The organism is Pseudomonas sp. P65(2024), assembly GCF_057480955.1.
This window is the reverse complement of record NZ_JBLIYX010000034.1, coordinates 1-26,351: the sequence shown is the minus strand read 5'-3', so window position 1 is coordinate 26,351 and position 26,351 is coordinate 1. Positions and strand designations below refer to the sequence as shown.

The window sequence follows — 26,351 nt, the reverse complement described above, 5'->3', positions numbered from 1 at the left end:
GTCTCCGAAGTAAAAGCACCCTGCGAAAGCGTACGCCTCGCAGGGTGCCGGGGTGACCATCTCATTAAGTAACCCGCCGTAAGGGCGGAAAGGTGACTATGCGTCGACATCGCAAATGAATGCGCATACAACTATAAAAACAATCACCGCCCAGACTCAGAAACTCAGAAACTCAGAAACTCAGAAACTCAGAAACTCAGAAACTCAGAAACTCAGAAACAAAAAACATGACAAACTAACCCGACTCCAACAGCAAGGCCCCACCCCACCATGTTCTACCGCCTGGCCGCCGACACCCTGGTCCTGTTCCACCTCTCGTTCATCCTGCTGGTCCTGTTCGGCGGCCTGCTGGTGCTCTGGCGCAGCCGCGCCCTGCTGATCCACCTCCCCGCCCTCGCCTGGGGCCTGGCCGTGGAAGGCCTGCACCTGGAGTGCCCCCTGACCGACTGGGAAAACCACCTGCGCAAAGCCGCCGGCGACGCCGGCTACCACGGCGGCTTCGTCGAACACTACATCTGGCCAGTGATCTACCCCGCCGGCTTGACCCCGCAAATCCAGCTGTGGCTGGGCACCATCGTACTGCTGCTCAACCTCGGCATCTACGCCTGCGTGCTCTGGCGCCTAGCGCGTCGCCACCACGAATAACCGCGGGAACGGCAACAACACCCGACCATCGCTGGCCGGCGGGTAGTCACGCTGCATGGCCTGCAAGTAAAGCTGCAGGAAACTCGCCTGCTCCTGCTCATCCAACCGCGCCAGGTAAGGCCGCAACGCCGAGCCCTTGAACCACTCCACCACCGCTTCGGCGCCGCCGACCAGCGGGTGGTGATAGGTGGTGCGCCAGACATCCACCCGCGCGCACAGCGGGCTGAGCAGGTCGTAGTAGAACCCGGCGTTGTGCCGCGGCGGCAGGCTGAAATCGGCGAACTTCGCGGCCCAGGGCCCCTGGCTGGCGATCTCGCTCAACCGGCGGTGCGCCGGCTCGTCGAGGTTATCGGGGGTCTGCACGGCCAGGCTGGCGCCCTCGCCCAGTTGCCGCACCAGGTGCGGGTAGAGGCTGGCGTGGTCCGGCACCCACTGCAAAGACGCGTTGGCCAGGATCAGGTCCTGGGGCTCGTGGGCGGTCCAGCTGGCGATCTCGCCAATCTCGCAACGCACCCGTGGAATGCTCAGCCGTGGCCGCTGCCGGGCCTTGTCGATCATGTCCGGATCGCTGTCCAGGGCCAGGACCTGGGCATCGGGGCAGCGCTGCAGCAACACCTCGGTGGAGTTGCCCGGGCCGCAGCCAAGGTCCGTGGCATGCCGCGCCGGACGCGCCGGCACGGCGGCCAGCAGATCACGCACGGCGCGGGTGCGTTCATCCTCGAACAACGAATACTGGGTGGCGGACCAGGCCATGGGCGACTCCTAGTAGGGCAATTATGTGCAGCATAAGCCATGTCGGCATGCTGCAACGTAAGGATGATCTGACTGGCAAACAAGGTTTTGCCAATAAACGAAAACGGCCGGTCCCTCGAAAGGGACCGGCCGTTGCCAAAGGCACCAGCGCAATCAGTGACGCTTGGCGCTACGGATCTGGTGCACCACGCCCATGACCACCACGATGGCTGCGGCGATACCGGTGGAAATCACCAGGATCTGGTAGTCAGGCATGAAGGCCATGGTCACCAGGGCCGCCACGATGAACACGATCACCAGGTAGGTCAGCCATGGGAACAGCCACATCTTCAGGCGCACTTCCTTGCCCTCGGCGATCAGCTTGCGGCGCATGCGCAGCTGCGAGAAGGCGATCACCAGGTACACCAGCAGGGCAATCATGCCAGTGGTGTTCATCAGGGTTTCCAGCACGTCCTTTGGCCGCAGGGTGTCACTGAAGTTGATCAGCGCGCAGAACACCGCCACCAGGCACGAGCCGATGATCGCGTTCACCGGGACGCCGGTACCGGTGCGGGTGAACGTGAACAGGCGCGGCGCGTCGCCACGCTGAGCCAGGGAGAACAGCATGCGCGAAGCGGTGTAGTGGCCGGAGATCAGGCAGCTGCTCACCGAGGTGAGCACCACGAAGTTCATCAGCAGCTCGGCATACGGCACGCCCAGCAGTTCCAGGGTACGGCGGTAGGCACCATAGCCGGAGACACCCAGTTGCGGGTCGTTCCACGGCACCAGGCAGACGATCAGGAAGATCGAGCCGACGTAGAACAGGCACACACGCCACACCACCGAGTTGGTCGCCTTGACGATCTGGGTGGCCGGGTCCTTCGCCTCTGAGGCGGCAATGGTGACGATCTCGGCGCCGAGGAAAGCGAACATCACCCCCAGCAAGGCGCCGATCACCGTGGTGATGCCGTTGGGCATGAAGCCTTCGGCGGTCAGGTGGGTAATACCGCGCACTTCACCGAACTGCCAGATGTTCATCACCGCGGCGGTGCACACCACCAGGAAGCAGACGATCGCCACCACCTTGATCAGCGCGAACCAGAACTCGAACTCGCCATAGTGCTTGACGTTGAAGAAGTTGACGGTGATCAGCAGCAGCGTCGTGGCCAGCACGAACACGTTGACGCTCACGTCGGGGAAGAAACCGTGCAGGATCTTGCCCGCCACGTAGGCCTCCCAGGCCATGAGGATCACCCAGTACCACCAGTACAGCCAGCCGATGGTGAAACCGGCCCAGCGGCCAATGGCGCGGTCGGCGTAGGTGGAGAACGAGCCGGTGTCCGGCGAGGAGGTCGCCATTTCGCCGAGCATACGCATGATCAGCACCACCAGGATGCCGCCGGCGAGGTACGCCAGCACAGCGGCCGGGCCGGCGCTGTGGATGACACTGCCGGAACCGACGAACAAGGCGCCGCCGATCACCCCGGCGATGGACATCATCGTCAGGTGGCGCGACTTGAGCGAGGCACTGAGCTTGCTCTCGTGCCCGTCCTTCGCGGTGGTGGATGTGGATGTTGCGTCCATCAGTTATTTACCCCGTGCTTCTTTTTATCCAAGGAAAAACTGTGAAACCCCGATGGTTATCGGTCTCACCTGTACATCAGTGCTACTGCGGGCAGGGAGGTGTGCGCGAGCACACGCAGGCCATCCGTGGCGGCCTGCTTACGCGGCCAGAGGCAACCCTCTGGACGAACTGAACCATGCTGGGGACGGACGAGAGGCGTCCGGCCAGGCGAAAGGAAGGTGCGGGGCAAACCCCGACGGCAAAGCAGCGATGTTGTGATTATTCATGGCGCTGGTACGTGCTGTGTTGGCTATATCTGACACGTAATGTAAAAATGTCGAACACATAGAGCCATGCACAGCGGCATGAAAAACGCACTGCACTGTACAGGCCGCCGATGCAATACACCCGCGATACCCCTGCAGGCGCCTGGCGCCGCGCACACCTGAAGGCCCCCGAATGCTCCAGCTCCATCCGGACTCCTCCACACCGCTGGTCAACCAGATCATCGACGGACTGCGCGCGCTGATCGACGACCAGACGCTCAAGCCCGGGGCCAAGATCCCGTCGATCCGGGCGTTCGCCTCGACCTACTCGGTGAGCACCTTCACCGTGGTCGAGGCCTACGACCGGCTGGTGGCCCAGGGCTTGCTGGTAAGCAAGGGCAATGCGGGGTTCTTCGTCAATCGTGCGGCGAACGAGCTACTGGAAAAGCACAACGTCGAGGTCGACACCAGTCGCCCCACCTTCAATTCCGAGTGGTACCTGCAACAGATCTTCGAGATCCGTCAGTTGCCGTTCAAGCCCGGTTGCGGCTGGCTGCCCAACGACTGGATGTACGAGGAAGGTCTGCGTCGCGGCCTGCGCCAGGTGGCTGGCAGCCCGCTGGAGCTGTCCGGCTATGGCGACCCCCTGGGCCTGCCGGAGCTGCGCGCGCTGACCGCGCAGAACCTGCAGCAGGAACTGTCGATCGTCGCCAACCCGGCGCAGCTGATGCTCACCCACGGCGCCAGCCAGGCTCTGGACCTGGCCGTGCGCACCCTGGTGCGCCCCGGCGACGTGGTGCTGGTGGACGACCCCGGCTACCCCAACCTGATGAGCATCCTGCGCACCCAGGGCGCCACCCTGGTGGGTGTGCCGCGTACCCCGGCGGGCTACGACCTCGACCAGCTCGAGCGCCTGTTGGCCCACCACCGCCCCACGGCGTTCTTCACCCAGCCGCACCTGCACAGCCCGACCTGCTCGCGCACCCCGCTGGCGCAACTGCACCGCCTGCTGCAACTGGCCAGCCAGCATGGCTTCCGGCTGGTGGAGAACAACCTCTACGCCGACATGATCGCCGACCCGCTGCCGTGCCTGGCCAGCCTCGACCACCTGCAGCAGGTGGTGTACGTGGGCAGCTACTCGAAAAGCATCTCGCCCAACGTGCGGGTCGGCTACCTACTGGCGAACCCCGAACTGACCCAGCAACTGCTGCACCTGAAGATGCGCTCAGGCCTGACCACCTCGCAGGTGATGGAGCGGGTGGTGTACGCCGCAATCATCGACGGTCGCTGGCGCAAGCACCTCAAGCGCCTGCGCCAGCGCTTGGCCGAGGCGCATCAGGAAGTGGGGCGGCACCTGCACCGGCTGGGCTTCGAGCTGTTCATCGAATCGGACGAGGGGATGTATATTTGGACCCGCCATCCGGCGATCCCCGACAGCGCCGCGCTGCTGGACGATGCCCTGGAGAAAGGCATCATGCTCGGGCCCGGACAGCTATTCATGGTAGATGCCAAGGCCACCGGGTGGATGCGCTTCAATGTGGCGTTCAGCACCGATCCGGCGATGTGGGAGTTGTTGGAGAAGGTGCTGGTCAAGCATGTTCGCCGGGGCGGGGTGTAACACCCCTATCACCGCAATCGCGGGGCAAGCCCGCTCCCACAGGTTGTATCACAACAGTGGGAGCGGGCTTGCCCCGCGATAGTCCTATCGCCAATCCCGCTTTTCAGAGAAGAACGCCCGCGCATTCGCGTCCAGGCTCTCAAGGTGATACCCCCCCTCTTGCACAATCAGGCAGGGCAACCGCAGCGCCCGAATACGTTCCCCCAGCCGCGCAAAACCGTCGGTCGTCACCGCCACCTTGCTCTGCGGATCCAGCTCGTAGATATCGAACCCCAACGACAACACCAGCACCTCGGCGCCAAAGTTCTTCACCGCTTGCAACGCAACCTCCAGTTGCGCCATGAAGTCCGCTTCACTCGCCCCGTGGGCCATCGGCAGATTGAGATTGCAGCCCTCCCCCGCGCCTTGGCCACGCTCGTCCGCAAAGCCGGCCACGCCGGGGTAGAAGTTGGTCGGGTCACCGTGCACCGAGACATACAGCACATCGTCGCGCTCGTAGAAGATCTCCTGGATGCCCTGCCCGTGGTGCATGTCGGTGTCCAGGATCGCCACGCGGCCGTAGCGACTTCGCAATACCTGGGCGGCCACGGCGGCATTGTTGAGGTAGCAGAATCCACCGGCGGCATCGTAACGGGCATGATGCCCCGGCGGCCGGCACAAAGCGTAAGCGGCGGGTTCACCATCGAGAATCGCCTGGGCGCCCGCCACCGCGCTCTGCGCCGACCAGTAGGCCGAGCGCCAGGTGTGCTCGCCCACCGGGCAGCTGCCATCGGCCAGGTAGCGAGCAGCCTGGGCAAGAATGCCACGCAGGGCGTTGGGTTCGCGCACGAAGATGTTGGACATCACCTCGTCGCCCCAGTCCTCGGGCACCTCTTTCCAGCGCGCATGGGCTTGTTCGAGGAAACTCAGGTAGGCCTCGCCGTGTACGGCCTTGAGCGGTGCGAGGCCGGCGTCGGCAGGCTGGCGAATGTCGAAGCCCAGGCCCTTGGCGGCCTGCAACAGCCGCTGGGCGCGCTCGGGCACCTCCTGAGGGGTGCGCATCGCGCCACGGGAGTAATAGCTGCGCGGATGGTGCAGCAGTTGTTCGGGGTGGAAATAGCAGCGCATCAGGCCTCTCCTTCGTCAACCTGGCCGGCACGGGCCAGCACGGCGTTGAGCAATACATCGACGCCCTGGCGGGCATCGTCGGGCAACACGTCCTCGGCTTCGTTGTGGCTCAGCCCGCCGACGCAGGGGATGAACACCATCGCCGTGGGGCAGAAGCGCGCCAGCAGGATCGCGTCATGACCGGCGCCACTGACGATGGACTGCTGGCTGTAGCCCAGGCCATCCACCGCCTGCTGCACGACGGCCACGCACTGGGCATCGAACGGCGTGGCCGGGCTGACCCAGTGGCGCTCGATGCGCACGCTGAGGCCGCGCTGGTTGGCAATGGCCTGCAGTTGCAGGCTGATGTCGCGCTCCATCGCGTCGATGGCCGCGTCGCGGTGATGGCGCAGGTCGAGGGTGAAACGCACCACGCCCGGAATGGTGTTGCGCGACGACTTGGCGATGTTCAGCTCACCGACCGTGGTCAGGCCCTCGGGAGCGAAGTCCGTGGCCAGCTGCTCGATGGCCTGGATCATCCGCGCCACACCGTACAAGGCATCCTTGCGCAGCTTCATCGGCGTAGTGCCGGCATGGGCGGCCATGCCCTCGACGGTCACGTCGAGCCAGCGGATCGCCTGGCCGCCGCTGACCACGCCGATGCTGTTGGCGTTATCCTCGAGGATCGGGCCCTGCTCGATATGTGCCTCGAAATAGGCGTCCACGGCGCCACCCAGCGGACGCTGGCCGGCAAAGCCGGTGCGCGCCAGTTCATCGGCGACGCTGATGCCGTCGGCATCGCGGATCGCCAGGGCCTGCGCCAGCGGCAAGGTGCCGGTGAACACCGCCGAGCCGAACATGGCCGGGGTGAAACGGGCGCCCTCCTCATTGGTCCACACCGCGATCTCCAGCGGCTTGCGGGTACGGATGCCCAGGTCGTTCAGGCGGCGCACCACTTCAAGCCCTGCCAGCACGCCGTAGACGCCGTCGAAACGCCCGCCTTCGGGCTGGGTGTCGAGGTGGCTGCCCATCATCACCGGCGCGGCCTGCGGGTCGGTGCCTTGGCGACGGGCAAACAGGTTGCCGATGGCATCCACGCTCAGGCTCAAGCCGGCCTCGCGGCACCAGTGGCCGAACAGCTCGCGACCGGCCTTGTCCTCGTCGCTCAGGGCCAGGCGGCAGCTGCCGCCACGAGCGGTGGCGCCGACCTCGGCCATGGCCATCAGGCTCGCCCACAGGCGTTCGCCATTGCATTTCAACATTGCGGATACTCCAGATTCAGGCCAGCTCGAGCTGCCGGCTACGGGCGTACCGGCGCGTCAGCGCCAGCACGCAGACCAGGGAAGTGCAGGCGATCAGGCTGTAGAAGACCGCCATCGGCCACCATTGGCCGGTGAAGCTGTGCGCCAGCCAGGTGCCGATCAGCGGGGTCAGGCCCCCGGCGATGGCGCCGCAGACCTGATAGGCCAGGGAGATGGCGGTGTAGCGCACGCGGGTGTCGAACATGCCGCTGACATACCCGGCGATCACCGCGTAGAACGACGCCATGCACGCCGCCGCCAAGGCAATGCCGAGCACGATCAGCGGGCCTTCGCCACTGCTCACCAGCACGAACATCGGGTACGGCGAGGCCATCGCCAGCAGCGCGACCAGCGCCAGGAAGCGCGTGGCGCCGAGCCTTTCCGAGACCCAAGCGGCCAGGGGCTGCACGCAGAACTGGATGATCGCCACGAAGAACAGGCATTCGAGGATCAGCGAGCGCTCCAGGTGCAACTGCTGGGTGGTGTAGCTGATCATGAAGGTGTTGGTGAAGTAGACCCCGGCGATACCCAGCGTATTGGCGCCGATGCACAGCAACAGCGGCCGCCACGCGGTCCGAAGCACCTCCAGCACTGGCGCCTGCTCCTTGCGCCGGGCCTTCTCGGCCTGCGCGCGGCTGGCGAGGAACTCGGGCGATTCGTTGACCCCCAGGCGAATCGCCAGGCCCACCAGCAGCAACAGCGCGCTGGCCAGGAACGGCACACGCCAGCCCCAGCTCATCAGGTCGTCTTCCGGCAGGCGGGTGACCGCGCTGAACGCCAGCAACGACAGGATCAGGCCCGCCGGGCTGCCCAGCTGGGCGAACGAGGCGAAGAAATTGCGGCGCCCCTTGGGCGCATGCTCGCCGGCCATCAGCACTGCCCCGCCCCACTCGCCGCCCACGGCAATGCCCTGAACCACCCGCAGCAGGATCAACAGCACCGGCGCGGTCGCGCCGATCTGCGCGTAGGTCGGCAGCAGGCCGATGGCGACGGTGACCACGCCCATCATCAGCAGGGTGATGACCAGTGATTTCTTGCGACCGATGCGGTCACCGATGTGGCCGAAGACGATGCCGCCCAGGGGGCGGGCGAAGAAGCCCACGGCAAAGGTGCCGAAGGCGGCCATGGTGCTGAACAGGCTATTGTCGGAGGGGAAGAACAAGGCGCCGAATACCAGCGCGGCGGCGGTGGCGTAGATGTAGAAGTCGTACCACTCGATCATGGTGCCGATGAACGCGGCGGCGGCGGCACGGCGCGGTTGGGGCGAAGCGGCGGGCTTCATGGGTGGCTCCTTTGGTTGTTTTTCTGGCAGGAGTTTTTAGGACATGGCGACGCTCTGACGGCGCCTGCACTGCTGGAGATGATTCATCGCCAAAGCCTATAATTCAATTTTCTATTTATTATTCGAATTATTAGCCACACTTATTATCGAGCCCGACCATGCCCGACCGCCTGCTCAACGACCGCCTCGACTGGAACCTGCTGCGCACCTTCCGCGTCATCGGCCAGGAGCTGTCGATCAGCCGCGCCGCCGCCCGCCTGCACCTCACCCAGCCAGCCGTGAGCCAGGCGCTCAAGCGCCTCGAGGAACAGCTCGGACGCCAGCTCATCGCTCGTCGCGGCCCGCGCTTCGTGCTGACTGAGGTGGGCGAGCAACTGTTCCAGCTGGCCGGCGAGGTATACGGGCAGATGTCGCAGATCGGTGGCTTGCTGGAACAGCCGGCGGACGAGCTGGTAGGCAAGGTGCGCCTGCTGATGATCAGCCGCATCGTCAGCGAACGCTTCGATGATTTTCTCGCCGAGTTTCACCGCCAGCACCCGCGGGTGGAGCTGGAGATCGACGTGATGCGCAGCTCCGACATCGTCGCCGCGCTGCAGGAAAAGACAGCCACCGCCGGCCTGAGCCTCAACCGTCGGCCGCAGCCACGGCTGGAGCAACGGCTGTTCCTGCGCCAGCGCTACGCGTTCTTCTGCGGCAGGCACCACGGGCTGTTCGGCCAGGCCGAAGGCGATCTGCAACGGGAGAACTTTGTCAGTTTTACCAGCGACCAGATCGGCGGCATGCTTTCGCCGCTGACCATCTTCCGCGACCAGCAGGGCTTCGCCGGGCGCATCGTCGCCTCGTCACCGAGCCTGGAAGAGGTGCGCCGCCTGGTCATTGCCGGTTTCGGCATCGGCTGCCTGCCCGAACACGTGGTGGCGGAGGATGTAGACGCGGGGCTGCTGTGGAAACTGCCGCCGCACGAGGGCATTGCCGACGTGGACATCCACCTGCTGTGGAACAGGGACCAGCGCATGAGCCGTGCGGAAGGCCTGTTCATCGAGGCCTTGCTGTCGGCCTGTACACCAGCGACCTAGCTGGGATGCTGCAGACACTCAGCGATTGTAAGCCGAGCGGTAGGCCTGCCCGCGCTCACGCTTGCCTATCGCCACCACCACCACCACTACCCGATCATCCTCGACGCGGTAGACCAGTCGATAGCCGCTGGCCCTGAGCTTGATCTTGTAGTGGTTGGGCAAATCACGCAGCGCATCCACACCGACCTTGGGCGAGAGCAAGCGTTGCCGGAGCTTCTTTCTGGCCTGCTCACGCACGGTGTGCCCCAGCTTCTCCCACTCCTTCAGGGCCGAAGGCAGGAACTCGAGCCTATAGGTCATCCAGCTCGACCGGGATGCCTTTCTCTCCCGCGCGCGCCTTGACCAATGCCACCAGTTCGATATCTTCCAGTCGTTCCATCATCGCCTCGTAGAGTTCAGCGGGCACCATGTAGCCCATGACGCGATTATGGTTGAGGACTGCCACCGGTTTCCCCTGTGCATCGGCCATGACTGCCGTAGGATTCTTCTTTAATTCCGAGACACTGACAGTGACGTCGGCAAAGATGTTCTGCATGTTAATAGCCCTCATTCAAGCGCTATATTTTGGTCATAATTCAGGTCTTTTTCAAGCAAGGCTGCTACAGAGGATGCGAAATACTCGCTGTCCTCGCCCGCCCCAGCCACGCATACGCCAACGTCAGCAACCCCAGCACCAACCCGGCAAACACCGCCACCACCACCTGGCTGTAGCGCGCCAGCAGCGCCGGGAACCCCACCACTTCACGGGTCACCTGGATATCGGCGCTGCCGTCGGCATCGCGAATGCTGATCCCGCCCTGACGGATCTGCGAATAATCGGCATCGAAGTACACCCAGACCTTGCTTTCGCTCACCCCGTCGATGGCCGGCAGGTCGATGCTGCTGGTGGGCGTCGGCACCAGCGTGTCGTTGCCGGCGGCGTCACGCACCTGCACCAGGCCCTTGGCCGGCAAGCGGATGTGCACGGCCTTGAGCGGCACCTGCGCGGGGTTGTACAGCTCGATAAGCAGGCCGGTGCGGTGATCCACCAACCCGGCCTCGAACGGCCTGGCGAACAGGTGCAGGTACGGGGCCTGGGCCAGGTCGACCAGCTTGTCGATCTGCGGATGGCTGAGGGCGCCGGCGCCGATCTCGCTGATCTGCGAGTGCAACCGCTCATACTTGAGCAGGTCGTTGGCCTGGCTGATGCGCTCGCTGAACTGGCCCGGGTAGGTGAGATGGGCATAGGTCAGGCGTGCCTGCAGGCGGTCGTCATCGCGCAGCACCGCATAGAGCATGGCGGCGACGGCGACCAGGGCGAGCAGCCCCACCAGGGATTTACCGACTTTTTCCCAATTCACCTGAGGGTTCCTTGTTTTACGGGCGTGTCGAGAGGCAAGGCAGGCAAGGGTGCCAAGAACACCGGATTCGGGCAAGGGTTGGCTGCCTGAGGTGAAGCGGTCTTGCGTGATAGTCGGAATGTACGCTCCTACAGAGGTGGTGTTCAGCTTGATCAGCCCCGCGCCAGCAACCCCGGCACCGCCACGGCCAGCATCGCCACCCCGGACAAGGTCAGCAGCCCCAGCACGATCCGGCGAAACGCCCGCTCACTGATCCCCAGGTACAGCCGCGTGCCCAGCAGCGTCGGCACTGCCATCGCCAACACCACCACCGCGAACGCCGGCAGCAGCGCCGGGGTCACCAACCCGCTGCCCAGGTAGGTAAGCATGGTCACCGCCAGCATCGACAAGTTGAAGTTCTGGATCACCGCCCGCTGGGTATCGCGCTCGAACCCGCGCAGGGTGCACCAGAGCGTCGGCACGGTGCCGGTAAAGCCGCCGATGCCGCCCAGCACCCCGCCGACCATGCCCACCGCGCCATCGGCCAGGCGCCCGCCCTGCAGACGCGGCAGGCGCGGCGCCAGCAACATCAGTGGGCACCACACCACCAACAGCGTGCCGAACACCGCCTTGAACCACAGCATGTCCAGGTAAGGCAGCACCCACACACCCAGCGGAATCCCCGCCAGGCCACCGAGCACAAAGGGCCACAACAGCGACCAGCTGAAGCCCCGGCGCACGCTGAACACCGCGATCAACTGCCCGGTAAGGCTGCCGAATACCGTCAGCACCGCCGCCACCTTCGGTTCCAGTCCCCAGGCCCAGAACGACATGGCCACCATGCCGAAGGCAAAGCCTGACAAGCCTTGGACGAACCCGGCGACGATGGCGCCAAGGGCGATAAGGTAAAGCGGATCCATATGGGCTCCCGGTGACGATCGAAGGCATCGGGTGGGCAGCATTCCCCACCCAGCAGTGGGTGTCCAGCCCCAGGTTTGCGGCAATACCTTTAGCGTTTCTCGCCCTCACTCTCAGCAACATCTTGAAACAACTGGCGTTTGGCCATTTGCCGTTTGGCACAGCCGTTGCTGTGCCCTGCTCAAGGCACTTCGTCGCTCTTCGAGTGGCAACAGATGCCGGTCTGCATAACACGGGGCATACGGCAATGAACAAACCCGCTGAGACATCGACCCAGGTGTTCAGGTTGTCTACCGTTACGGCACTGCTGGTCAGCCTTGGGCTGGCCAGCGCGTTCGCCGGGTCGCTCGACGACGTCGGCCAGCCACCGCCTACCGATCCTTCCGCCTACAGCGAACCGCCCGTCACGCCAGTGGCCCAGGCGGCAGCGCTGGAAGACTTGAAATCGATGCCCGAGGCCAACGAGGGCTCGCTGGAACTGACCGATGGCGTCTATGGCAACCGCGCGACGGTGACCACCAACAACGTGCTGCCCCCCGCGCTGCAGACCTCGCGCAAATACCCCACCAACGGCAAGCCCAGCCCATTGTTCGGCGCCGAGCCGTTCACCCAGCAGTTGCTGCTGTTCGAGGAATTCGGTCCGGAGAAACTCGACCCGGCCACCCCGCCCTACGTCATGACCTTTCCGCCGCCCGTGGTCGGCGCGGCCCCCGCCCAGGACCCCGACTACGCGGCCCGCAGCAGCCCCAACGGCAACGCCCTGGAGGCGTTCCTGACCCAGCCGGGGCTGACGCCGTTCCCGTCGCAGTACGCCAACGTGCTCGACCGCAACCCGTGGAAGGCGCAGATCGAGATGTTCCTCAACCGCAGCGGGGTCGGTTCGCCCGCCGAAGGCCGTCCGCCAGGAAAGGGCTGGTCGCACCAGCGCTGGAACGAGTTCTACCCCCAGGCCGCGTTCAAGACCGCCCAGGCCGGGGCGCGCATCAACCAGGGCCTGCGCGATCGCAAGCAGTTGCACAACTATGCCAAGGGCGAATTCGCCCCGGGCGGGCTGTACTACCAGACCTCCGACATCCCCACCACCCTGGGCACCACCAAGGGCATCGACACCCGCTTCCACCCCAAGATGCCCCTGCAGGGCCACAAGGCGCTGTGGACCTTCGACGGCACCTTTCCACCCAAGCTGCTGATGGTGCGCTATGGCCAACCGGTGCTGATGCGCCACTACAACGCCTTGCCGATCGACCCTTCGGCCAACAACGGCTTTGGCCTGCATACCATCTCCACCCACGAGCACAATGGCCACTCGCCAGCCGAGAGCGACGGCTTCGCCAATGCCTACTTCTTCCCCGGCCAGTACTACGACTATCGCTGGCCGATCCAGCTGGCCGGCTACGACACCATCAACACCCGCGCCCAGGACCCGCGCGCGGCCTTCCCCTGCGCACCGGGCGAAACCCTGTTCGTCAACGACGCCTCCCCTGGCCTGAAGACCTGCGAGAACGGCAGCATCAAGATCCGCGGCGACTGGCGCGAGACCATGAGCACCCACTGGTTCCATGACCACATGCTCGATTTCACCGCGCAGAACGTCTACAAGGGCAATGCGGTGATGATGAACTACTACTCGGCCATCGACCGCGGCAACGAAGCCCTGCAGGATGGCGTCAACCTGCGCTTCCCCAGTGGCGCGGCGATGCCCTGGGGCAACCGCGACTACGACGTCAACCTGGTGATCGCCGACAAGGCCTGGGACGCCAACGGCCAGCTGTGGTTCAACCCGTTCAACACCGACGGCTTTCTCGGCGACCAGATCCTGGTCAACTGGCAGTACCAGCCCAAGCTCAAGGTGCGCGCGCGCAGCTACCGCTTCCGTATCCTCAACGGCTCGGTGTCGCGCTACTTCAAGTTTGCCGTCGTGCGTGAAATCGCCGGCAACAGCGGCGAGCTCAAGGGCCCGAGCGGTTCCAACGTCTCCTATGCCCGCGTGCCGTTCCACATGATCGCCAACGACGGCAACATCATGGAGCACGCGGTGCCATTCGACGGCACCCTGGACCTCAATGGCGACGGCAACCTGCAGGACAACAACGCCATCCTGCCGCTGCAGGGCATCGCCGAGCGCTACGACATCATCATCAATTTCGCCAGGAACGGGATCAAGGCCGGAGACAAGCTGTACTTCGTCAACCTCATGGAACACGACACCGGCAAGGGCCCGAAACAGGCCATTAACCTGGCCGACGTGCTGTCGGAAAAGTACAAGGCGGTCATCAAGCAGACCAGCAAGGGCCCGGAATGGGATGGCGGCGACCCGGTGGTCGGCAAGTTCATGCAGTTGATCGTGCAGCCGTATACCGGCCAGGACGTCAGCATGGACCCGAGCCTGTATGAACCGGCCAAACCCGGCAAGGCCGCGGGCTTGGTGATGATTCCCCTGCCCCTGGACCGCACCAGCGCCAGCGATCAGGTCAAGCTCAGGGCCGCCCGCCACCGCGAGTTCATCTTCGGCCGCTCCGATGGCACCGACAGCGCGCCCTGGACCATCAAGACCGACGGCGGCTTCGGCTACAGCATGGACCCGCGGCGCATCAACGCCGCCCCGCAACTGGCCAGCGAAGCCACCGACGGCGGTTTCAGCGGCGACGGCACCCTGGAGGTGTGGAAGATCAAGAACGGCGGCAATGGCTGGAGCCACCCGGTGCACGTGCACTTCGAGGAAGGGGTAATCCTCAGCCGTGACGGCAAGGCGCCGCCGGAATGGGAAAAATGGGCGCGCAAGGACGTCTACCGCATCGGCCCGGACGCTGATTCGTCGGAAGAAGTGGAAATGGCCATTCGCTTTCGCGAGTTCGCCGGCACCTACATGGAGCACTGCCACAACACCCAGCACGAGGACACCTCGATGCTGCTGCGCTGGGACCTGGAACACCCCGGCCAGTTCCAGATGATGCCGACGCCGCTGCCCGGCTGGGATGGCGTGGAATACGTCAACTCCGCCGCCCTGCCGACCTTCCGCACTGCCAGCAGTGGCTCCGGCAACGACGGCAACAAGCCGCCGGTGGCGGTGAACGACAGCGCCGCGACCATGGCCGGCAAGCCGATCGTGCTCAACGTGCTGGCCAACGACACCGACCCCGACGGCAACCTGCCGCTGAGCATCAGCAGCCTGGCCCAGCCCGACTCCGGCCAAGGCACGGTCAGCAGCAACGGCACGCAGCTCACCTACACCCCACCGGCCACCGTCGCCACGGCGTTCACCGCCAGCTTCACGTACGCCGCGCGCGACGCCAAGGGCCTCGAGTCGCTGGCGCCGGCCACGGTGAGCATCGCGGTCTCGCCAGCGGTGCCGATGGACGAGATCCAGGTCAGCAGCGCCACGGTGCAGTTGCGCAGCAACAACCGCTGGACCTGGGAAGTCTCCGGGACCACTTCGGTGGCCACCGGCAACAGCATCCGGATTTCCACCAACACCACCAGCGGGCCGCTCGACCTGGGCCTGGCGCCCTTGAGCAGCAGCGGCAGCGGCGCGCGCTGGAAGCTGTCGGTGATCACCACCGGCAGCGGCCCGGCGTCACCACCGGCGGTGACGGTGAAGTCGGCACTGGGGCAGAGCGTGACGGTGCCGCTGAGTATCAAGTGACGTCGTGCAAGGGGCCGCCAGGCGGCCCTTTCATGCCAACCCAAGAGGGTCAGACCATGCCCCGCCTCTGCCGCCTGCTGCTCCTGCTGCTCACCCTCGGCCTTTCCTGGTCGCTGCCCCCCAGCCCCCGCGCAACACCCTCCACCCCCTGGGGCGCCGACTACTTTCCGAACATCCCCTTGCTCACCCAGGACGGCCAACAGGTGCGCTTTTTCGACGACCTGATCAAGGGCAAGGTGGTGGCCATCAATTTCATCTTCACCGGCTGCGGCGACTCCTGTCCGGTGGAGACCGCCCGCCTGCGCCAGGTGCAGAAGCTGCTGGGCGAGCGCGTCGGCCAGGACATCTTCATCTACTCGATCAGCATCGATCCCTTTAACGACACCCCCGCCACCCTCAAGCGCTACGCCGAGAAGTTCGCCATCGGCCCGGGCTGGACCTTGCTTACCGGCGCAGCCGCCGACATCGAGCAACTGCGTCGCAGCCTCGGGTTGTACATCGAGGGCCTTGAGAATGGCCGCAGCAAGGACCACAACCTCAGCCTGATCATCGGCAACCAGGCCACCGGCCGCTGGATGAAGGCCTCGCCCTTCGAAAGCCCGTACATCCTCGCCGACCGCCTGGCCAACAGCCTGCACAACTGGAAGACCGCCAGCGCCCAGCACCACGACTACACCCAGGCCCCCGACATTCGCCCGCCCAGCGCGGGCGAACAACTGTTCAGGACCCGCTGCTCGTCGTGCCATACCCTGGGCGAGGCCGAGCCCGGCGCCACCCGAGGTATCGGTCCGGACCTGCTGGGAGTGACCCGCCAGCGTGACGAGGCCTGGCTCAAGCGCTGGCTGATGGAGCCCGACCGGATGCTGGCGGAGAAAGACCCGCTGGCGATGCTGCTGTACGCGCAGTACAACCAGCTGGCGATGCCCAACATGCGATTGGGGGAAACAGAAGTGGCGGCGCTGGTCGGCTATCTCGAAGAGGAAACGACGCGCTTGCAAGCACCATATTGAGCGACCGCAGGGGAACGCCACAGGGCAGCTGGCAATATCATGAAGCCATCAAATCGCGTTAAGCTCGCGGTATACACTCAGCCATCGCATCATTGGATCCGATGCACGCCTGCTCGCCGAGATCACAAGGAGTCTTCTCATGCCATACATCACCCAGGTCGACAGCACCCTTTGGGCGCTGATCACTCGCCTGCAGGGTCAGGAGCTGCAAACACCCCACACGCCAAGCAACGCCCGCTTCCAGGTCGACACGGTGGGTGCCGACAACCTGACGATCACCACCGGCGCCCAGGCCAGTAGCCTGACCATCAGCCGTGGGGCGTTCCAGCAAACACTGGACTATCTCGCAGCCAACGGGCACTTCGGCGTTTCCAACGCAGTCCCGGTCGCCTCAAACAAGGATCCGGCACTGGCCGGCCCGGTCTGCCTGGCGGCGCGTCTTCAGCCCAACGGCAACCCTGGGCGCATGGTCATCACCTACATCCTGCCTATTCTCGAGCACTGCCAGGCGGTCGGCATACAGCGCGCCATCACCCCGACCACGACCTGGCTTCTACCCTGAAGCCCATCTTGTCAGCGCGGCAGGACGCCAACGCGCCGCAGTTCACATGCCGCATTTTTGCCTAGAGCGACCGCCCGGATCCCCAGGCCCCGTTTTCAAGGATGTCGATGAACCCGTCAAACATCGTGCGCTACTGGCACGCCATCGAATTGTTGCAACCTCAACCCGTCCCCAAACTGAACATCCGTGACGAGGACGACATCTATCTGCCGTTCTTTCACGACATCCGCAGCCAGGACGACCCGCTGCCTTGGATGCCCGGCAGCCTGGTGGGCAAACAGAAACTGCCGGAAAAACGCGTATGGAGCCACAGCCTGTTCGCCCACCTTTACGACAGCCTGGCGGTGACTACCGCCCTGGGGGAGCGGTTTGGCGCCGACCAGGGCTACAGCGAGCCACAGTCGCGGGAAACGGCCCTGTTCGCCCTGCGCTTCAGCGCCGAAGGCATGCTGGTACCGGACAGCCTGGTGCTGTCCAGCGAAGCCTGGTTTCTTGGTTGCGTGCTTGCCGAGCGGAATTGGGAGCATGGCTTCGCCAGCGCGCAGGACGACGCCCGCCAACTGGCCTGTCAGCTGCTTGGCACCGTCGTCACCAGCGATGCGTTGCATGAACTGACCCTGGCGATTGTTCAAGCGTTGGGGCTGGAGGCATTCTTCGGCGATGCCGCTCACCGCCACAGGGTGCGCTCCACCCCGATCGATCCAGAAAAGCCTGCACCTCAGGACGATCCACTCAACAGCTTCCTGCTCGATGACCTCACTCATGTCGCATCGGCGCTGGATCGCGGCGTGTCCAGTACCGCGCTCACCCAGTACCTGCGTGAACATGCCCCAGGCCAACGGCTGCACCTGGACCAGCCGCATGCCTCGCTGCCGATCATCGAGCGTCTCTATCCCCATCGCCATGCGCCGGGCTGCTGGCCGAGCGATAAGCATCTTGGCCTGGTGCACTCGCAACAGCTGGCAGTCAACAGCCTGTTGGCCGAACTCGGTGAAAGTGCTGGAGTCATGGGGGTCAACGGCCCACCAGGAACAGGCAAGACCACGCTGTTGCGCGACCTGATCGCGGCCGTGGTGACCCGCAGAGCCGATGTGCTCGCCTCGTTCGACAGGGCTTCCCAGGCCTTTCTCAACAATGGCTGCGAGGAGCTCAACGACGGCGGGCGGCCGCAGAAAGGCTACCGCCTGAACCCCGAGCTGTTCGGTTTCGAAGTGGTGGTAGCCTCGAGCAATAATGGCGCGGTGGAAAACATCACGCTGGAGCTGCCGCAGGCCGGAAAGGTCGACCCCTCCTGGCTTGGCGAAATCGATTATTTCGCTGACATCGCCACGTTGCTGATCGACCAGCCGGCCTGGGGATTGATCTCTGCGGCACTGGGCAGCAAGACCAAGCGCAAGCAGTTCGTCAGCCAGTTTTTCTACGGTGAAGCCCCCCCCAAGAAGAAAAAGGCACGAACGAGCGAAGCCGCAAACGACCTGCAGACCGCCGACGTGCTCGCTGAGCACGAAGACAGCTACACCGCGGATATCGACGTATCCGACAAGCCGACCGGTCCTCGGGGGTTCATCGGCTGGCTGAGCAACCCGGCCAACAGCATCCCCGAGAGCGAACGCCAGGCACGCTGGAAAGCGGCAAAACGTCGCTACACCGCCAGCAAGGAAGCAGCCGACGCGCTGTGTGAGCAAATCGCGGCGATCAATCAACGAATCGATGCCGTTCGTGAAAGTCGAACGGCGCTGACCTTTCAACAGGCTGAGCATGACGCTCACTGGCGCGCCCATGAGCGACTCAAGGCCGGCCAGCTAGACCACGAGAACGCGAATCTGCTGCCAGCCCGGAACCAACTGAGAAATGCGCTGGATGCCCTCGACAGCCACGTCGGCCAACGGCCCGGCATATGGCGCAATCTCGTCACCCTCGGGGGGGCGGGCCGCACATGGCGTGCGCAACGTACCTATCTGCAGCAACGCCACCAGCTTTGCAGCGACAGTTACGCCACCGCCATGAAACAGGATGCGCGCCTTTCCGAGCAGCTACAGATGCATCAACTGCAGCTCGAAGCCGTCAAGCAGCAGCTTGGGCTTGCAGAGGCTGCACTGCACACCGACGTCGAAACAGCTCGGCAACTTGCCGTCGTGGGGGGAGCCGAGCATCTGCTGCCCTGGCTGACGCAGGGGGATATTGGCCGTGGGGAGGCCATTGAGAAACTCGAGCCCTGGCAATTGAAAGGCTGGCGCCAGGCACGGGCACGGGTGTTCATCGAGGCACTCGGCCTGCACAAGACCCTGTTCCAGATCGAGGCGAAGCGCTTGAGCGCCAACCTCTACTGCATCACCCGACAACTGACAGGCAGCCAGTATCTGGGCATTTCCCAAGACCTGAGCCGGTCGATCTGGGCATCACTGTTCATGGTGGTTCCGGTCCTGAGCAGTACCTTCGCCTCGTTCGCCCGATCGTTCGGCAGCTTTGGCTGTGAAGAAATTGGCTGGCTGCTGGTGGACGAGGCCGGCCAGGCCACGCCACAGGCTGCCGTAGGCGCCCTATGGCGTGCACGCCGCGCCGTGCTGGTCGGCGATCCGCTGCAATTGCCGCCCATCGTGCCGGTATACGATGCGGTGCTTGAGCACATGCGAAACCACTACCAGGTCGATCCGCACTGGATCTGCAATCGCCAGTCCGCCCAGTCCCTTGCCGACCTCGCCACGCGATGGGGCAAGATGCTGGGCCCAAAGGAGGCGCAGACCTGGGTAGGCCTACCACTGGTGGTCCATCGCCGCTGCGACCGTCCAATGTTCGAGATGGCAAACCGTATCGCTTATGCCGACGCTATGGTCTATGGCACGGGCACGCCGGAACCCGCGAAAGCTACCAAGGCCAGCCTTCCCTCCGGCTGGCTGCATGCTCCCGGTCCTTCGTCAGGCAACTGGGTCCGTCAGGAAGGCATCATGCTCAAACGTCTGCTGGAACGCCTTGAGGCCGATGGTGTGCCAAAGGACGCGATCACGGTCATTACGCCGTTTCAAGACGTACGGAGCAAACTCTCGACATTCTTGCCCGCCCAGATCGTCTACGGGACCATTCATACCATGCAAGGCAAGGAAGCGCAGATCATCGTACTGCTGCTGGGCGGAAGCGCCGACAGCCAAGGTGCGCGAGATTGGGCGGTGGAAACCCCGAATCTGCTCAACGTTGCAGTCACCCGCGCCAGGGAGCGGCTGTACGTCATCGGTGACTACGATGACTGGAGCAAGCGCCGACAGTTCAAACAGATCATGACGTTGTTGCCGAAACGATCCCTGCTGCCGCTCGACAGCACGACCTCTGCCTGAGCAGCCGCGCGAACCAGGCCCGACCGATGCCGGGCCTGGCCGCACCGCCCGTGTGACACTTGACCCGCACCTGCGGCCCGCTCCATGCTCGAACGCTTCCACCCCCACGCTCAAGGAACGACCGCATGAAGCTGGAAACACTCGCCATCCACGCGGGCTTCAGCCCCGACCCGACCACCAAGGCAGTGGCCGTGCCGATCTACCAGACCACCTCGTTCGCCTTCGACGACACCCAGCACGGCGCCGACCTGTTCGACCTCAAGGTCGCGGGCAACATCTACTCGCGCATCATGAACCCCACCAACGACGTGCTCGAGCAGCGCATGGCCGCCCTTGAGGGCGGTGTCGGCGCGCTGGCCGTGGCCTCGGGCATGGCCGCCATCACCTACGCCATCCAGACCGTCGCCGAGGCCGGCGACAACATCGTCTCGGTGGCCAAGCTGTACGGTGGCACCTACAACCTGCTGGCCCACACCCTGCCGCGCATGGGCATCACCACCCGCTTCGCCGCCCACGACGACATCGCCGCCCTCGAGGCGCTGATCGACGAACGCACCAAGGCGGTGTTCTGCGAGTCGATCGGCAACCCCGCCGGCAACATCGTCGATATCGCCGCGCTGGCCGAGGCAGCCCATCGCCATGGCGTGCCGCTGATCGTCGACAACACCGTGGCCACGCCGATCCTCTGCCGCCCGTTCGAGCACGGCGCCGATATCGTGGTGCACTCGCTGACCAAGTACATCGGCGGCCACGGCACCAGCATCGGCGGCATCGTCATCGACTCGGGCAAATTCCCTTGGGCCGAGCACAAGCAGCGTTTCGCCCTGCTCAATACCCCCGACCCGTCCTACCACGGCGTCACCTACACCGAAGCCTTCGGCCCCGCCGCCTTCATTGGTCGCTGCCGCGTGGTGCCGCTGCGCAACACTGGCGCCGCGTTGTCGCCGTTCAATGCTTTCCTGATCCTGCAAGGCCTGGAGACCCTGGCCCTGCGCATGGAGCGCCATACCGAGAACGCGCTCAAGGTCGCCCGCTACCTGCAGGAGCACGACCAGGTAGCCTGGGTGAAGTACGCAGGCCTGCCGGACCACCCCGAGCACGAACTGGCCCGGCGCTACACCGGCGGCAAGCCGGCATCGATCCTGTCGTTCGGCATCAAGGGCGGCCAGGCCGCCGGGGCGCGCTTCATCGATGCGCTGCAACTGGTGGTGCGCCTGGTCAACATCGGCGACGCCAAGTCGCTGGCCTGCCACCCCGCCTCCACCACCCATCGCCAGCTCAACGACGAAGAGCTGGAAAAAGCCGGCGTGCCGCGCGACATGGTGCGCCTGTCGATCGGCATCGAGCACAGCGACGACATCATCGCCGACCTCGCCCAGGCACTGGAGGCCAGCCGAGGCTGATTCACCTGCGCCCCACCCAATGCCGACGGCGGGCGCCCCCTTGCAGAACCGGAACCCCGCGCAATGACCCTTTTCTACCTGAAACTCGTCGTCACCCCGCTGCTGATGTGGGCCATCTCCCTCGCCTCGCGGCGCTGGGGTGGCCTGCTCGGCGGGCTGCTGTCCGGGCTGCCGATCACCTCGGCGCTGGTGATGACCTTCCTGTGCCTGGAGCAAGGCACGGGCTTCGCCCTGGGCGCGGTGCCCGGCGCACTGGGTGGGCTGGCGGCCGTGCAGGCCACCTACACCTTCTACCTGTTCGCCACGCGCAGACTCGGTATCGCACCGGCCGTCGCGCTGTCGATCCTGTTCTATGGCCTGGCGGCCTATGCCTTCACCCACTGGGGTGGGCTGTACCTGTCGGTGGCCGTGGCGCTGCTGCTGATCGGCGTGCTGATTCGCGCCAGTGGCCGCGAGCCCAGGCCCAACACCCTTGCCCGCCCCCGACACCGATATTGGGAGATTCCGCTGCGCATGGTGTCCGCCACCTCGCTGCTGATGGTCACCACCAGCCTGGCCAGCTGGCTGGGGCCGGCCACCAGCGGCATGCTGGCGCCGATTCCGGTGATTGCCTGGCCGCTGGTGGTATTCGCCCATGTGCAGGGCGGCCGAGCCGGGATGGCGGCGATGGTGCGGGGCAATGCGATTGGCGCGGTGGGGGTGATCGCGTTCTACCTGGCGATGGCGGGGTTGCTGGAGCGGCTGGGGGTTGCCGTGACCATCAGCCTGGCGATGGGCGTAGCCGTAGCGCTGACGGTCGCCTTGGCGACGGTCTTGCGGCGCCTGCGAACCGACTGAGAGCAACGCTCTTGCCGGGCGTTCAAAATTGACGCCTGCCCCTATGGGAGCGGCCTTGCCGAGACTACCCATTCCTACGAAGCCCCCTCCCCCAGGACCGTCCCCAAAATCAATGATGGCAAACTGGCATTCCAGCAAACCTCGACAATACTGGCTCTTCACATGGATTCCTTGCCCACAACAACAAAAGGGAATTTGCGATGAGCCAGCCCCAACCCTTGGACGTCGCCATCATCGGCGGCGGTGTCTCCGGTACCTACAGCGCCTGGCGCCTGCAACAGGCCCATGGCGACAGCCAGCGTATCCAGTTGTTCGAATATGGCGATCGCATCGGCGGGAGACTGTTCAGCGTCAAGCTGCCCGGCCTGCCCAACGTGGTCGCCGAAGTCGGGGGCATGCGCTACATGCCCGGCGCCGATGGCCATGTGATGGTCGACACCCTGGTGCAACACCTGGGCCTGCCGAGCCAGGACTTCCCCATGGGCAACGAGCTGCCCAAGGACGCGCCCATTGGCGCCAAGGACAACCTGTTCTACCTGCGCGGCCAGCGCTTCCGTTTCCGCGACTTCGTCGAGGCGCCGCACAAGATCCCCTACGACCTGGGCTGGACCGAACGCGGCTACAACCCCGAAGACCTCCAGGTCAACGTGATGAACAGTATCTACCCGGGCTTCGACAAGCTGAGCCTGGCCGAGCAGATGCAAGTGCAGGTGTTCGGCAAGCCGATCTGGCGCTACGGATTCTGGGACCTGCTCTACCGCGTGCTGAGCAACGAGGGCTACCAGTTCATGAAGGACGCCGGCGGCTACGAGGCCAACGTCGCCAACGCCAGCGCCGTGACCCAGCTGCCGGCCACCGAATACAGCGACGCCACCGTGTTCCGCACGCTCAAGGATGGCTTCCAGAGCCTGCCGCTGACCCTGGCCCGGCGCTTCACCGAACAGGCCGGCGGCCTGGTGCCCGCCGACCAGCGCATCCAGATGAACCGCCGCCTGGCCGCCCTGAGCTACAGCGACGACACCGAGTACCCCTACCGCCTGCACCTGCGCCACACCGAGACCGTCAACGGCAAGACCCACGACCTCGAAGGCGAGGACATCGTCCACGCCCGCCAGGTGATCCTCGCCCTGCCGCGCCGTTCGCTGGAGCTGATCGACTCGCCGCTGTTCGACGACCCATGGCTCAAGGACAACCTCGGCTCGGTGCTGGTGCAGTCGGCGTTCAAGCTTTTCCTCGCCTACGAGCAACCCTGGTGGCGCAACCTGGGCCTGGTGGCCGGACGCTCGGTCACCGACCTGCCGATCCGCCAGTGCTACTACATGGGCACCGAGTGCGAGCAGCCCGGCGGTGAACAGACCTACAACTCGCTGCTGATGGCCTCCTACAACGACATCGGCACCGTGCCGTTCTGGAAAGGGCTGGAAGACGGCCCCGAGTTCGTCGGCTACACCCCGCGCAGCCTCGAAGGCCGCATCGCCAGCGACGCCGTGGTGCCGCGCACGCAGTTCCAGATCAGCGACGAGATGGTGCGCATCGCCCAGCGCCAGGTCACTCAGCTGCACGCCCAGGTCGAGCTGCCGGCGCCATACTCGGCGGTGTACCACGCGTGGGACGCCGACCCGTACGGCGGTGGCTGGCACGAATGGAAGGCCAACTATCGCCTGGACCTGATCATCCAGAAGATGCGCCATCCGGTGCAGGACCAGCAGGTGTTCATCGTCGGCGAGGCCTACTCCTACGGTCAGGGCTGGGTCGAAGGCGCGCTGACCACCGCCGAGTCCGCGCTGCAGGAGTTTTTCGAGCTGCCCCGTCCTGACTGGCTCCCCGCCAGTTATCAGTTGCTGCCGACCCCAGCGCCGGAAGAGATCGACTACGCCACGCCGCCGATGCCCACGCATCCCTCGCAAGTGCTTGAAGGCATCACCCAGAACATCTGCGCGGGGATCAAGCCATGAGCGCCTTCACCGTTGCCGATTACCTGCTGACCCGCCTCAAGGAACTGGGCCTGGACAAGGTGTTCCAGGTTCCGGGGGACTACTGCTCGAAGTTCATGAGCGCGCTGGATGCCTTCGAGGGCATCGAAGCCGTGGGCGAGATCTACGAGATGGGCGCCGCCTACAGCGCCGACGGCTACGCCCGGGTGCACGGCCTGGGCGCGGTGTCGCTGCAGTACGGCGTGGGCACCTTCAGCGCGGTGAACGCCATCGCCGGCGCTTATGTGGAGCGCAACCCGGTGGTGGTGATTTCCGCCAGCCCCTCGACCAGCGACCGCCTCAAGGCCAATGCCCAGAACGTGCTGTTCCACCACTCCACCGGCAACTTCGAGGCCGACCGCAACGTGCTGGAGCAAGTGACCGTGGCCTGCGAGATCCTGTCCGACCCGCACCGCGCGCCGTGGCAGATCGACAACGCGCTGATCGCCGCCCTCACCCACCGCCAGCCCATCTACCTGGAGGCCTACCAGGACATCTGGGGCGCCGAGGTCAGCCGCCCCCATGGCCAGCTGACCCCGGCCCCGCGCCCGTCCAATCCCCAGGCCCTGCAAAGCCTGGTCGAAGCCAGCGTGCAACGCCTGGCGACGGCGCGGCAGCCCCTGGTGCTGCTAGGTGTGGAGATTATCCGCTACGGCCTACAGGACGCCGTGCAGCGCCTGATCGACAGTTGCGGCCTGCCCTTCTCCACCACCCTCGACGCCAAGACCGCGCTCGACGAAAGCCAGGCGCCCTTCATCGGCACCTACGCCGGCCCCGCCTCACGCCCGGAGACCTCGGCCCGGGTGGATGCCTGCGACTGCATCCTGGCCATCGGCGTGATTTTCACCGACGACTACCTGGACCTGCTCAAGGCCCGCTACGGCCAGATCGTCCAGGTGAACTGCGAACTGGCCCGCGCCGGCGCCGACTACTACCCCAACGTGCGCCTGCCCGACTACGTCGACGCCCTGCTCAAGGCCCTGCAGGTGGACCTCCAGTTCCCTCGCCCGAGCGCGGCACTGGCCGCCTCCCGCCCACTGCTGGGCAGCGGCGCGGTGCCCAGCGCGCTGAGCTACGCGAGCTTCTTCGACAGCCTGGTGAACTTCGCCCAGGAGCACCGTTTGTGGCAGAGCAGCACGCTGATCCTTGGCGAGAGCTCGTCGCTGTACGTGGCCAGCAACATCAACGGCATGCCCCGTGGCAGCTTCATCTCCGACGCCATCTGGGGCTCGCTCGGCCACGAGACCGGTTGCGCCCTGGGCGTGGCGCTGGGCAGCGGCCGGCGCCCGGTGGTGGTGGCCGGCGACGGCGGGTTCATGATGGTCAGCCAGTCACTGGCGGCGTTGGCGCGCAACAAGGTCAATGCCTTGGTGTTCGTGATGAGCAACCAGGTGTATGCGATCGAGCAAGCCTTCGTCGACCCTGACGCGTTCACGCCCGAAGGTGAGTTTGCGCCGTTCGATACCCTGCCTGCGCTGGACTATACGGCGCTGGCGAGCGGGTATGGCGCACTGGGGTATCGGGTGGAGACGGTGGACCAGTTGGAACGGTTGCTGGCGCAGGTGCTGATGGTGGAGGATCGGCCGGTGCTGGTGGAGGTGAAGATTGCCGAGAAGGACTTTGCCGAGCAGATCAAACGGTTGGCCGGGGTGAGTTAAGGCTACGGAGCAGTGGTGTCAGGCATCAGCCGAGGGTGTCAGAAATTTTGTGTTCGGGCATAACATGAGTAAGAGGTGCATGTATGCCAACCAAAAAGAAACCCTTGCGTGACCTGCCCAAAATCCCCA

20 protein-coding genes are annotated in these 26,351 nt (G+C 64.9%); 11 read left to right on the top strand and 9 right to left on the bottom strand.

From position 1 onward, the window contains the following. The first annotated feature begins 270 nt into the window (after positions 1–270). A complete protein-coding gene (locus AC25MA_RS25615; protein WP_486972544.1) occupies positions 271–645 on the top strand; it encodes a DUF2784 domain-containing protein in 375 nt (124 codons plus the stop codon). Here the strand turns inward: AC25MA_RS25615 and tam are convergent. Then, positions 622–1,398, bottom strand: coding sequence for a trans-aconitate 2-methyltransferase (gene tam / locus AC25MA_RS25610; protein WP_062574378.1), 777 nt, complete (start codon positions 1,396–1,398; stop codon positions 622–624). The two genes, AC25MA_RS25615 and tam, sit on opposite strands and share 24 nt — an antisense overlap. A 153-nt stretch (positions 1,399–1,551) precedes the next feature. Then, complete coding sequence (locus tag AC25MA_RS25605; RefSeq protein ID WP_182324451.1) at positions 1,552–2,961, bottom strand: amino acid permease; 1,410 nt, start codon at positions 2,959–2,961, stop codon at positions 1,552–1,554. 439 nt (positions 2,962–3,400) lie between these two features. Here AC25MA_RS25605 and AC25MA_RS25600 point away from each other — a divergent pair, with 439 nt between their 5' ends. Next, on the top strand, positions 3,401–4,825 hold the full coding sequence (locus tag AC25MA_RS25600; protein ID WP_486972543.1) for an aminotransferase-like domain-containing protein: 1,425 nt from the start codon (positions 3,401–3,403) through the stop codon (positions 4,823–4,825). 84 nt (positions 4,826–4,909) lie between these two features. On the opposite strand, the gene AC25MA_RS25595 is transcribed toward AC25MA_RS25600, so the two are convergent. From AC25MA_RS25595 to AC25MA_RS25585, 3 genes are read right to left on the bottom strand one after another with little or no spacing between them, the layout of a single operon-like run. Further along, on the bottom strand, positions 4,910–5,932 hold the full coding sequence (locus tag AC25MA_RS25595) for a histone deacetylase family protein (protein ID WP_062361057.1): 1,023 nt from the start codon (positions 5,930–5,932) through the stop codon (positions 4,910–4,912). Next, positions 5,932–7,173 carry a Zn-dependent hydrolase gene (locus tag AC25MA_RS25590; RefSeq protein ID WP_062361055.1) on the bottom strand — a complete coding sequence of 414 codons (1,242 nt, stop codon included), beginning with the start codon at positions 7,171–7,173 and terminating at the stop codon, positions 5,932–5,934. The genes AC25MA_RS25595 and AC25MA_RS25590 overlap by 1 nt, the downstream gene beginning before the upstream one ends. A gap of 16 nt (positions 7,174–7,189) precedes the next feature. After that, on the bottom strand, positions 7,190–8,494 hold the full coding sequence (locus AC25MA_RS25585) for an MFS transporter (protein ID WP_062361053.1): 1,305 nt from the start codon (positions 8,492–8,494) through the stop codon (positions 7,190–7,192). A 158-nt stretch (positions 8,495–8,652) separates the two neighbouring features. Here AC25MA_RS25585 and AC25MA_RS25580 point away from each other — a divergent pair, with 158 nt between their 5' ends. Then, positions 8,653–9,570 (top strand): LysR family transcriptional regulator, encoded by a 918-nt coding sequence (locus tag AC25MA_RS25580; protein ID WP_062361051.1) that lies wholly within the window; start codon positions 8,653–8,655, stop codon positions 9,568–9,570. Positions 9,571–9,588: 18 nt separating this feature from the next. Here AC25MA_RS25580 and AC25MA_RS25575 read toward each other — a convergent pair whose 3' ends face one another. The 4 genes from AC25MA_RS25575 to AC25MA_RS25560 form a co-directional block, all read right to left on the bottom strand. Beyond that, positions 9,589–9,870, bottom strand: coding sequence for a type II toxin-antitoxin system RelE family toxin (locus AC25MA_RS25575; protein WP_110739916.1), 282 nt, complete (start codon positions 9,868–9,870; stop codon positions 9,589–9,591). Next, positions 9,860–10,105, bottom strand: a complete 246-nt coding sequence (locus AC25MA_RS25570) for a type II toxin-antitoxin system Phd/YefM family antitoxin (RefSeq protein WP_050705246.1) — start codon at positions 10,103–10,105, stop codon at positions 9,860–9,862. The genes AC25MA_RS25575 and AC25MA_RS25570 overlap by 11 nt, the downstream gene beginning before the upstream one ends. A gap of 64 nt (positions 10,106–10,169) precedes the next feature. Continuing rightward, positions 10,170–10,910: a hypothetical protein gene (locus tag AC25MA_RS25565; RefSeq protein ID WP_062361048.1), complete on the bottom strand. Its 741-nt coding sequence runs from the start codon at positions 10,908–10,910 to the stop codon at positions 10,170–10,172. Between the two features lie 152 nt (positions 10,911–11,062). Next, positions 11,063–11,809, bottom strand: a complete 747-nt coding sequence (locus tag AC25MA_RS25560; protein WP_069017253.1) for a sulfite exporter TauE/SafE family protein — start codon at positions 11,807–11,809, stop codon at positions 11,063–11,065. A 245-nt stretch (positions 11,810–12,054) separates the two neighbouring features. Here AC25MA_RS25560 and AC25MA_RS25555 point away from each other — a divergent pair, with 245 nt between their 5' ends. The 8 genes from AC25MA_RS25555 to AC25MA_RS25520 all read left to right on the top strand — a co-directional run bounded on the left by AC25MA_RS25555 (position 12,055) and on the right by AC25MA_RS25520 (position 26,222). Then, a complete protein-coding gene (locus AC25MA_RS25555; protein ID WP_486972542.1) occupies positions 12,055–15,450 on the top strand; it encodes an Ig-like domain-containing protein in 3,396 nt (1,131 codons plus the stop codon). 56 nt (positions 15,451–15,506) lie between these two features. Next, on the top strand, positions 15,507–16,460 hold the full coding sequence (locus AC25MA_RS25550) for an SCO family protein (RefSeq protein ID WP_486972541.1): 954 nt from the start codon (positions 15,507–15,509) through the stop codon (positions 16,458–16,460). A 139-nt stretch (positions 16,461–16,599) separates the two neighbouring features. Continuing rightward, positions 16,600–17,022, top strand: coding sequence for a hypothetical protein (locus AC25MA_RS25545; protein ID WP_028692015.1), 423 nt, complete (start codon positions 16,600–16,602; stop codon positions 17,020–17,022). Between the two features lie 107 nt (positions 17,023–17,129). Next, positions 17,130–20,351: a DEAD/DEAH box helicase gene (locus AC25MA_RS25540; protein ID WP_486972540.1), complete on the top strand. Its 3,222-nt coding sequence runs from the start codon at positions 17,130–17,132 to the stop codon at positions 20,349–20,351. Between the two features lie 125 nt (positions 20,352–20,476). Further along, positions 20,477–21,754, top strand: coding sequence for a bifunctional O-acetylhomoserine aminocarboxypropyltransferase/cysteine synthase (locus AC25MA_RS25535; protein ID WP_028692017.1), 1,278 nt, complete (start codon positions 20,477–20,479; stop codon positions 21,752–21,754). A 63-nt stretch (positions 21,755–21,817) separates the two neighbouring features. Then, complete coding sequence (locus AC25MA_RS25530; protein ID WP_486972539.1) at positions 21,818–22,591, top strand: hypothetical protein; 774 nt, start codon at positions 21,818–21,820, stop codon at positions 22,589–22,591. 200 nt (positions 22,592–22,791) lie between these two features. Then, positions 22,792–24,546 carry a flavin monoamine oxidase family protein gene (locus tag AC25MA_RS25525; protein WP_207853233.1) on the top strand — a complete coding sequence of 585 codons (1,755 nt, stop codon included), beginning with the start codon at positions 22,792–22,794 and terminating at the stop codon, positions 24,544–24,546. Further along, positions 24,543–26,222, top strand: a complete 1,680-nt coding sequence (locus tag AC25MA_RS25520) for an alpha-keto acid decarboxylase family protein (RefSeq protein WP_213883668.1) — start codon at positions 24,543–24,545, stop codon at positions 26,220–26,222. The genes AC25MA_RS25525 and AC25MA_RS25520 overlap by 4 nt, the downstream gene beginning before the upstream one ends. Positions 26,223–26,351 lie beyond the last annotated feature (129 nt).

What these genes read in the sequence shown, in the direction of transcription:
- AC25MA_RS25615 (WP_486972544.1), top strand. Translation starts at nt 271, where the DNA reads ATGTTCTACCGCCTGGCCGCCGACACCCTGGTCCTGTTCCACCTCTCG.
- tam (WP_062574378.1), bottom strand. Translation starts at nt 1,398, where the DNA reads ATGGCCTGGTCCGCCACCCAGTATTCGTTGTTCGAGGATGAACGCACC.
- AC25MA_RS25605 (WP_182324451.1), bottom strand. Translation starts at nt 2,961, where the DNA reads ATGGACGCAACATCCACATCCACCACCGCGAAGGACGGGCACGAGAGC.
- AC25MA_RS25600 (WP_486972543.1), top strand. Translation starts at nt 3,401, where the DNA reads ATGCTCCAGCTCCATCCGGACTCCTCCACACCGCTGGTCAACCAGATC.
- AC25MA_RS25595 (WP_062361057.1), bottom strand. Translation starts at nt 5,932, where the DNA reads ATGCGCTGCTATTTCCACCCCGAACAACTGCTGCACCATCCGCGCAGC.
- AC25MA_RS25590 (WP_062361055.1), bottom strand. Translation starts at nt 7,173, where the DNA reads ATGTTGAAATGCAATGGCGAACGCCTGTGGGCGAGCCTGATGGCCATG.
- AC25MA_RS25585 (WP_062361053.1), bottom strand. Translation starts at nt 8,494, where the DNA reads ATGAAGCCCGCCGCTTCGCCCCAACCGCGCCGTGCCGCCGCCGCCGCG.
- AC25MA_RS25580 (WP_062361051.1), top strand. Translation starts at nt 8,653, where the DNA reads ATGCCCGACCGCCTGCTCAACGACCGCCTCGACTGGAACCTGCTGCGC.
- AC25MA_RS25575 (WP_110739916.1), bottom strand. Translation starts at nt 9,870, where the DNA reads ATGACCTATAGGCTCGAGTTCCTGCCTTCGGCCCTGAAGGAGTGGGAG.
- AC25MA_RS25570 (WP_050705246.1), bottom strand. Translation starts at nt 10,105, where the DNA reads ATGCAGAACATCTTTGCCGACGTCACTGTCAGTGTCTCGGAATTAAAG.
- AC25MA_RS25560 (WP_069017253.1), bottom strand. Translation starts at nt 11,809, where the DNA reads ATGGATCCGCTTTACCTTATCGCCCTTGGCGCCATCGTCGCCGGGTTC.
- AC25MA_RS25555 (WP_486972542.1), top strand. Translation starts at nt 12,055, where the DNA reads ATGAACAAACCCGCTGAGACATCGACCCAGGTGTTCAGGTTGTCTACC.
- AC25MA_RS25550 (WP_486972541.1), top strand. Translation starts at nt 15,507, where the DNA reads ATGCCCCGCCTCTGCCGCCTGCTGCTCCTGCTGCTCACCCTCGGCCTT.
- AC25MA_RS25545 (WP_028692015.1), top strand. Translation starts at nt 16,600, where the DNA reads ATGCCATACATCACCCAGGTCGACAGCACCCTTTGGGCGCTGATCACT.
- AC25MA_RS25540 (WP_486972540.1), top strand. Translation starts at nt 17,130, where the DNA reads ATGAACCCGTCAAACATCGTGCGCTACTGGCACGCCATCGAATTGTTG.
- AC25MA_RS25535 (WP_028692017.1), top strand. Translation starts at nt 20,477, where the DNA reads ATGAAGCTGGAAACACTCGCCATCCACGCGGGCTTCAGCCCCGACCCG.
- AC25MA_RS25530 (WP_486972539.1), top strand. Translation starts at nt 21,818, where the DNA reads ATGACCCTTTTCTACCTGAAACTCGTCGTCACCCCGCTGCTGATGTGG.
- AC25MA_RS25525 (WP_207853233.1), top strand. Translation starts at nt 22,792, where the DNA reads ATGAGCCAGCCCCAACCCTTGGACGTCGCCATCATCGGCGGCGGTGTC.
- AC25MA_RS25520 (WP_213883668.1), top strand. Translation starts at nt 24,543, where the DNA reads ATGAGCGCCTTCACCGTTGCCGATTACCTGCTGACCCGCCTCAAGGAA.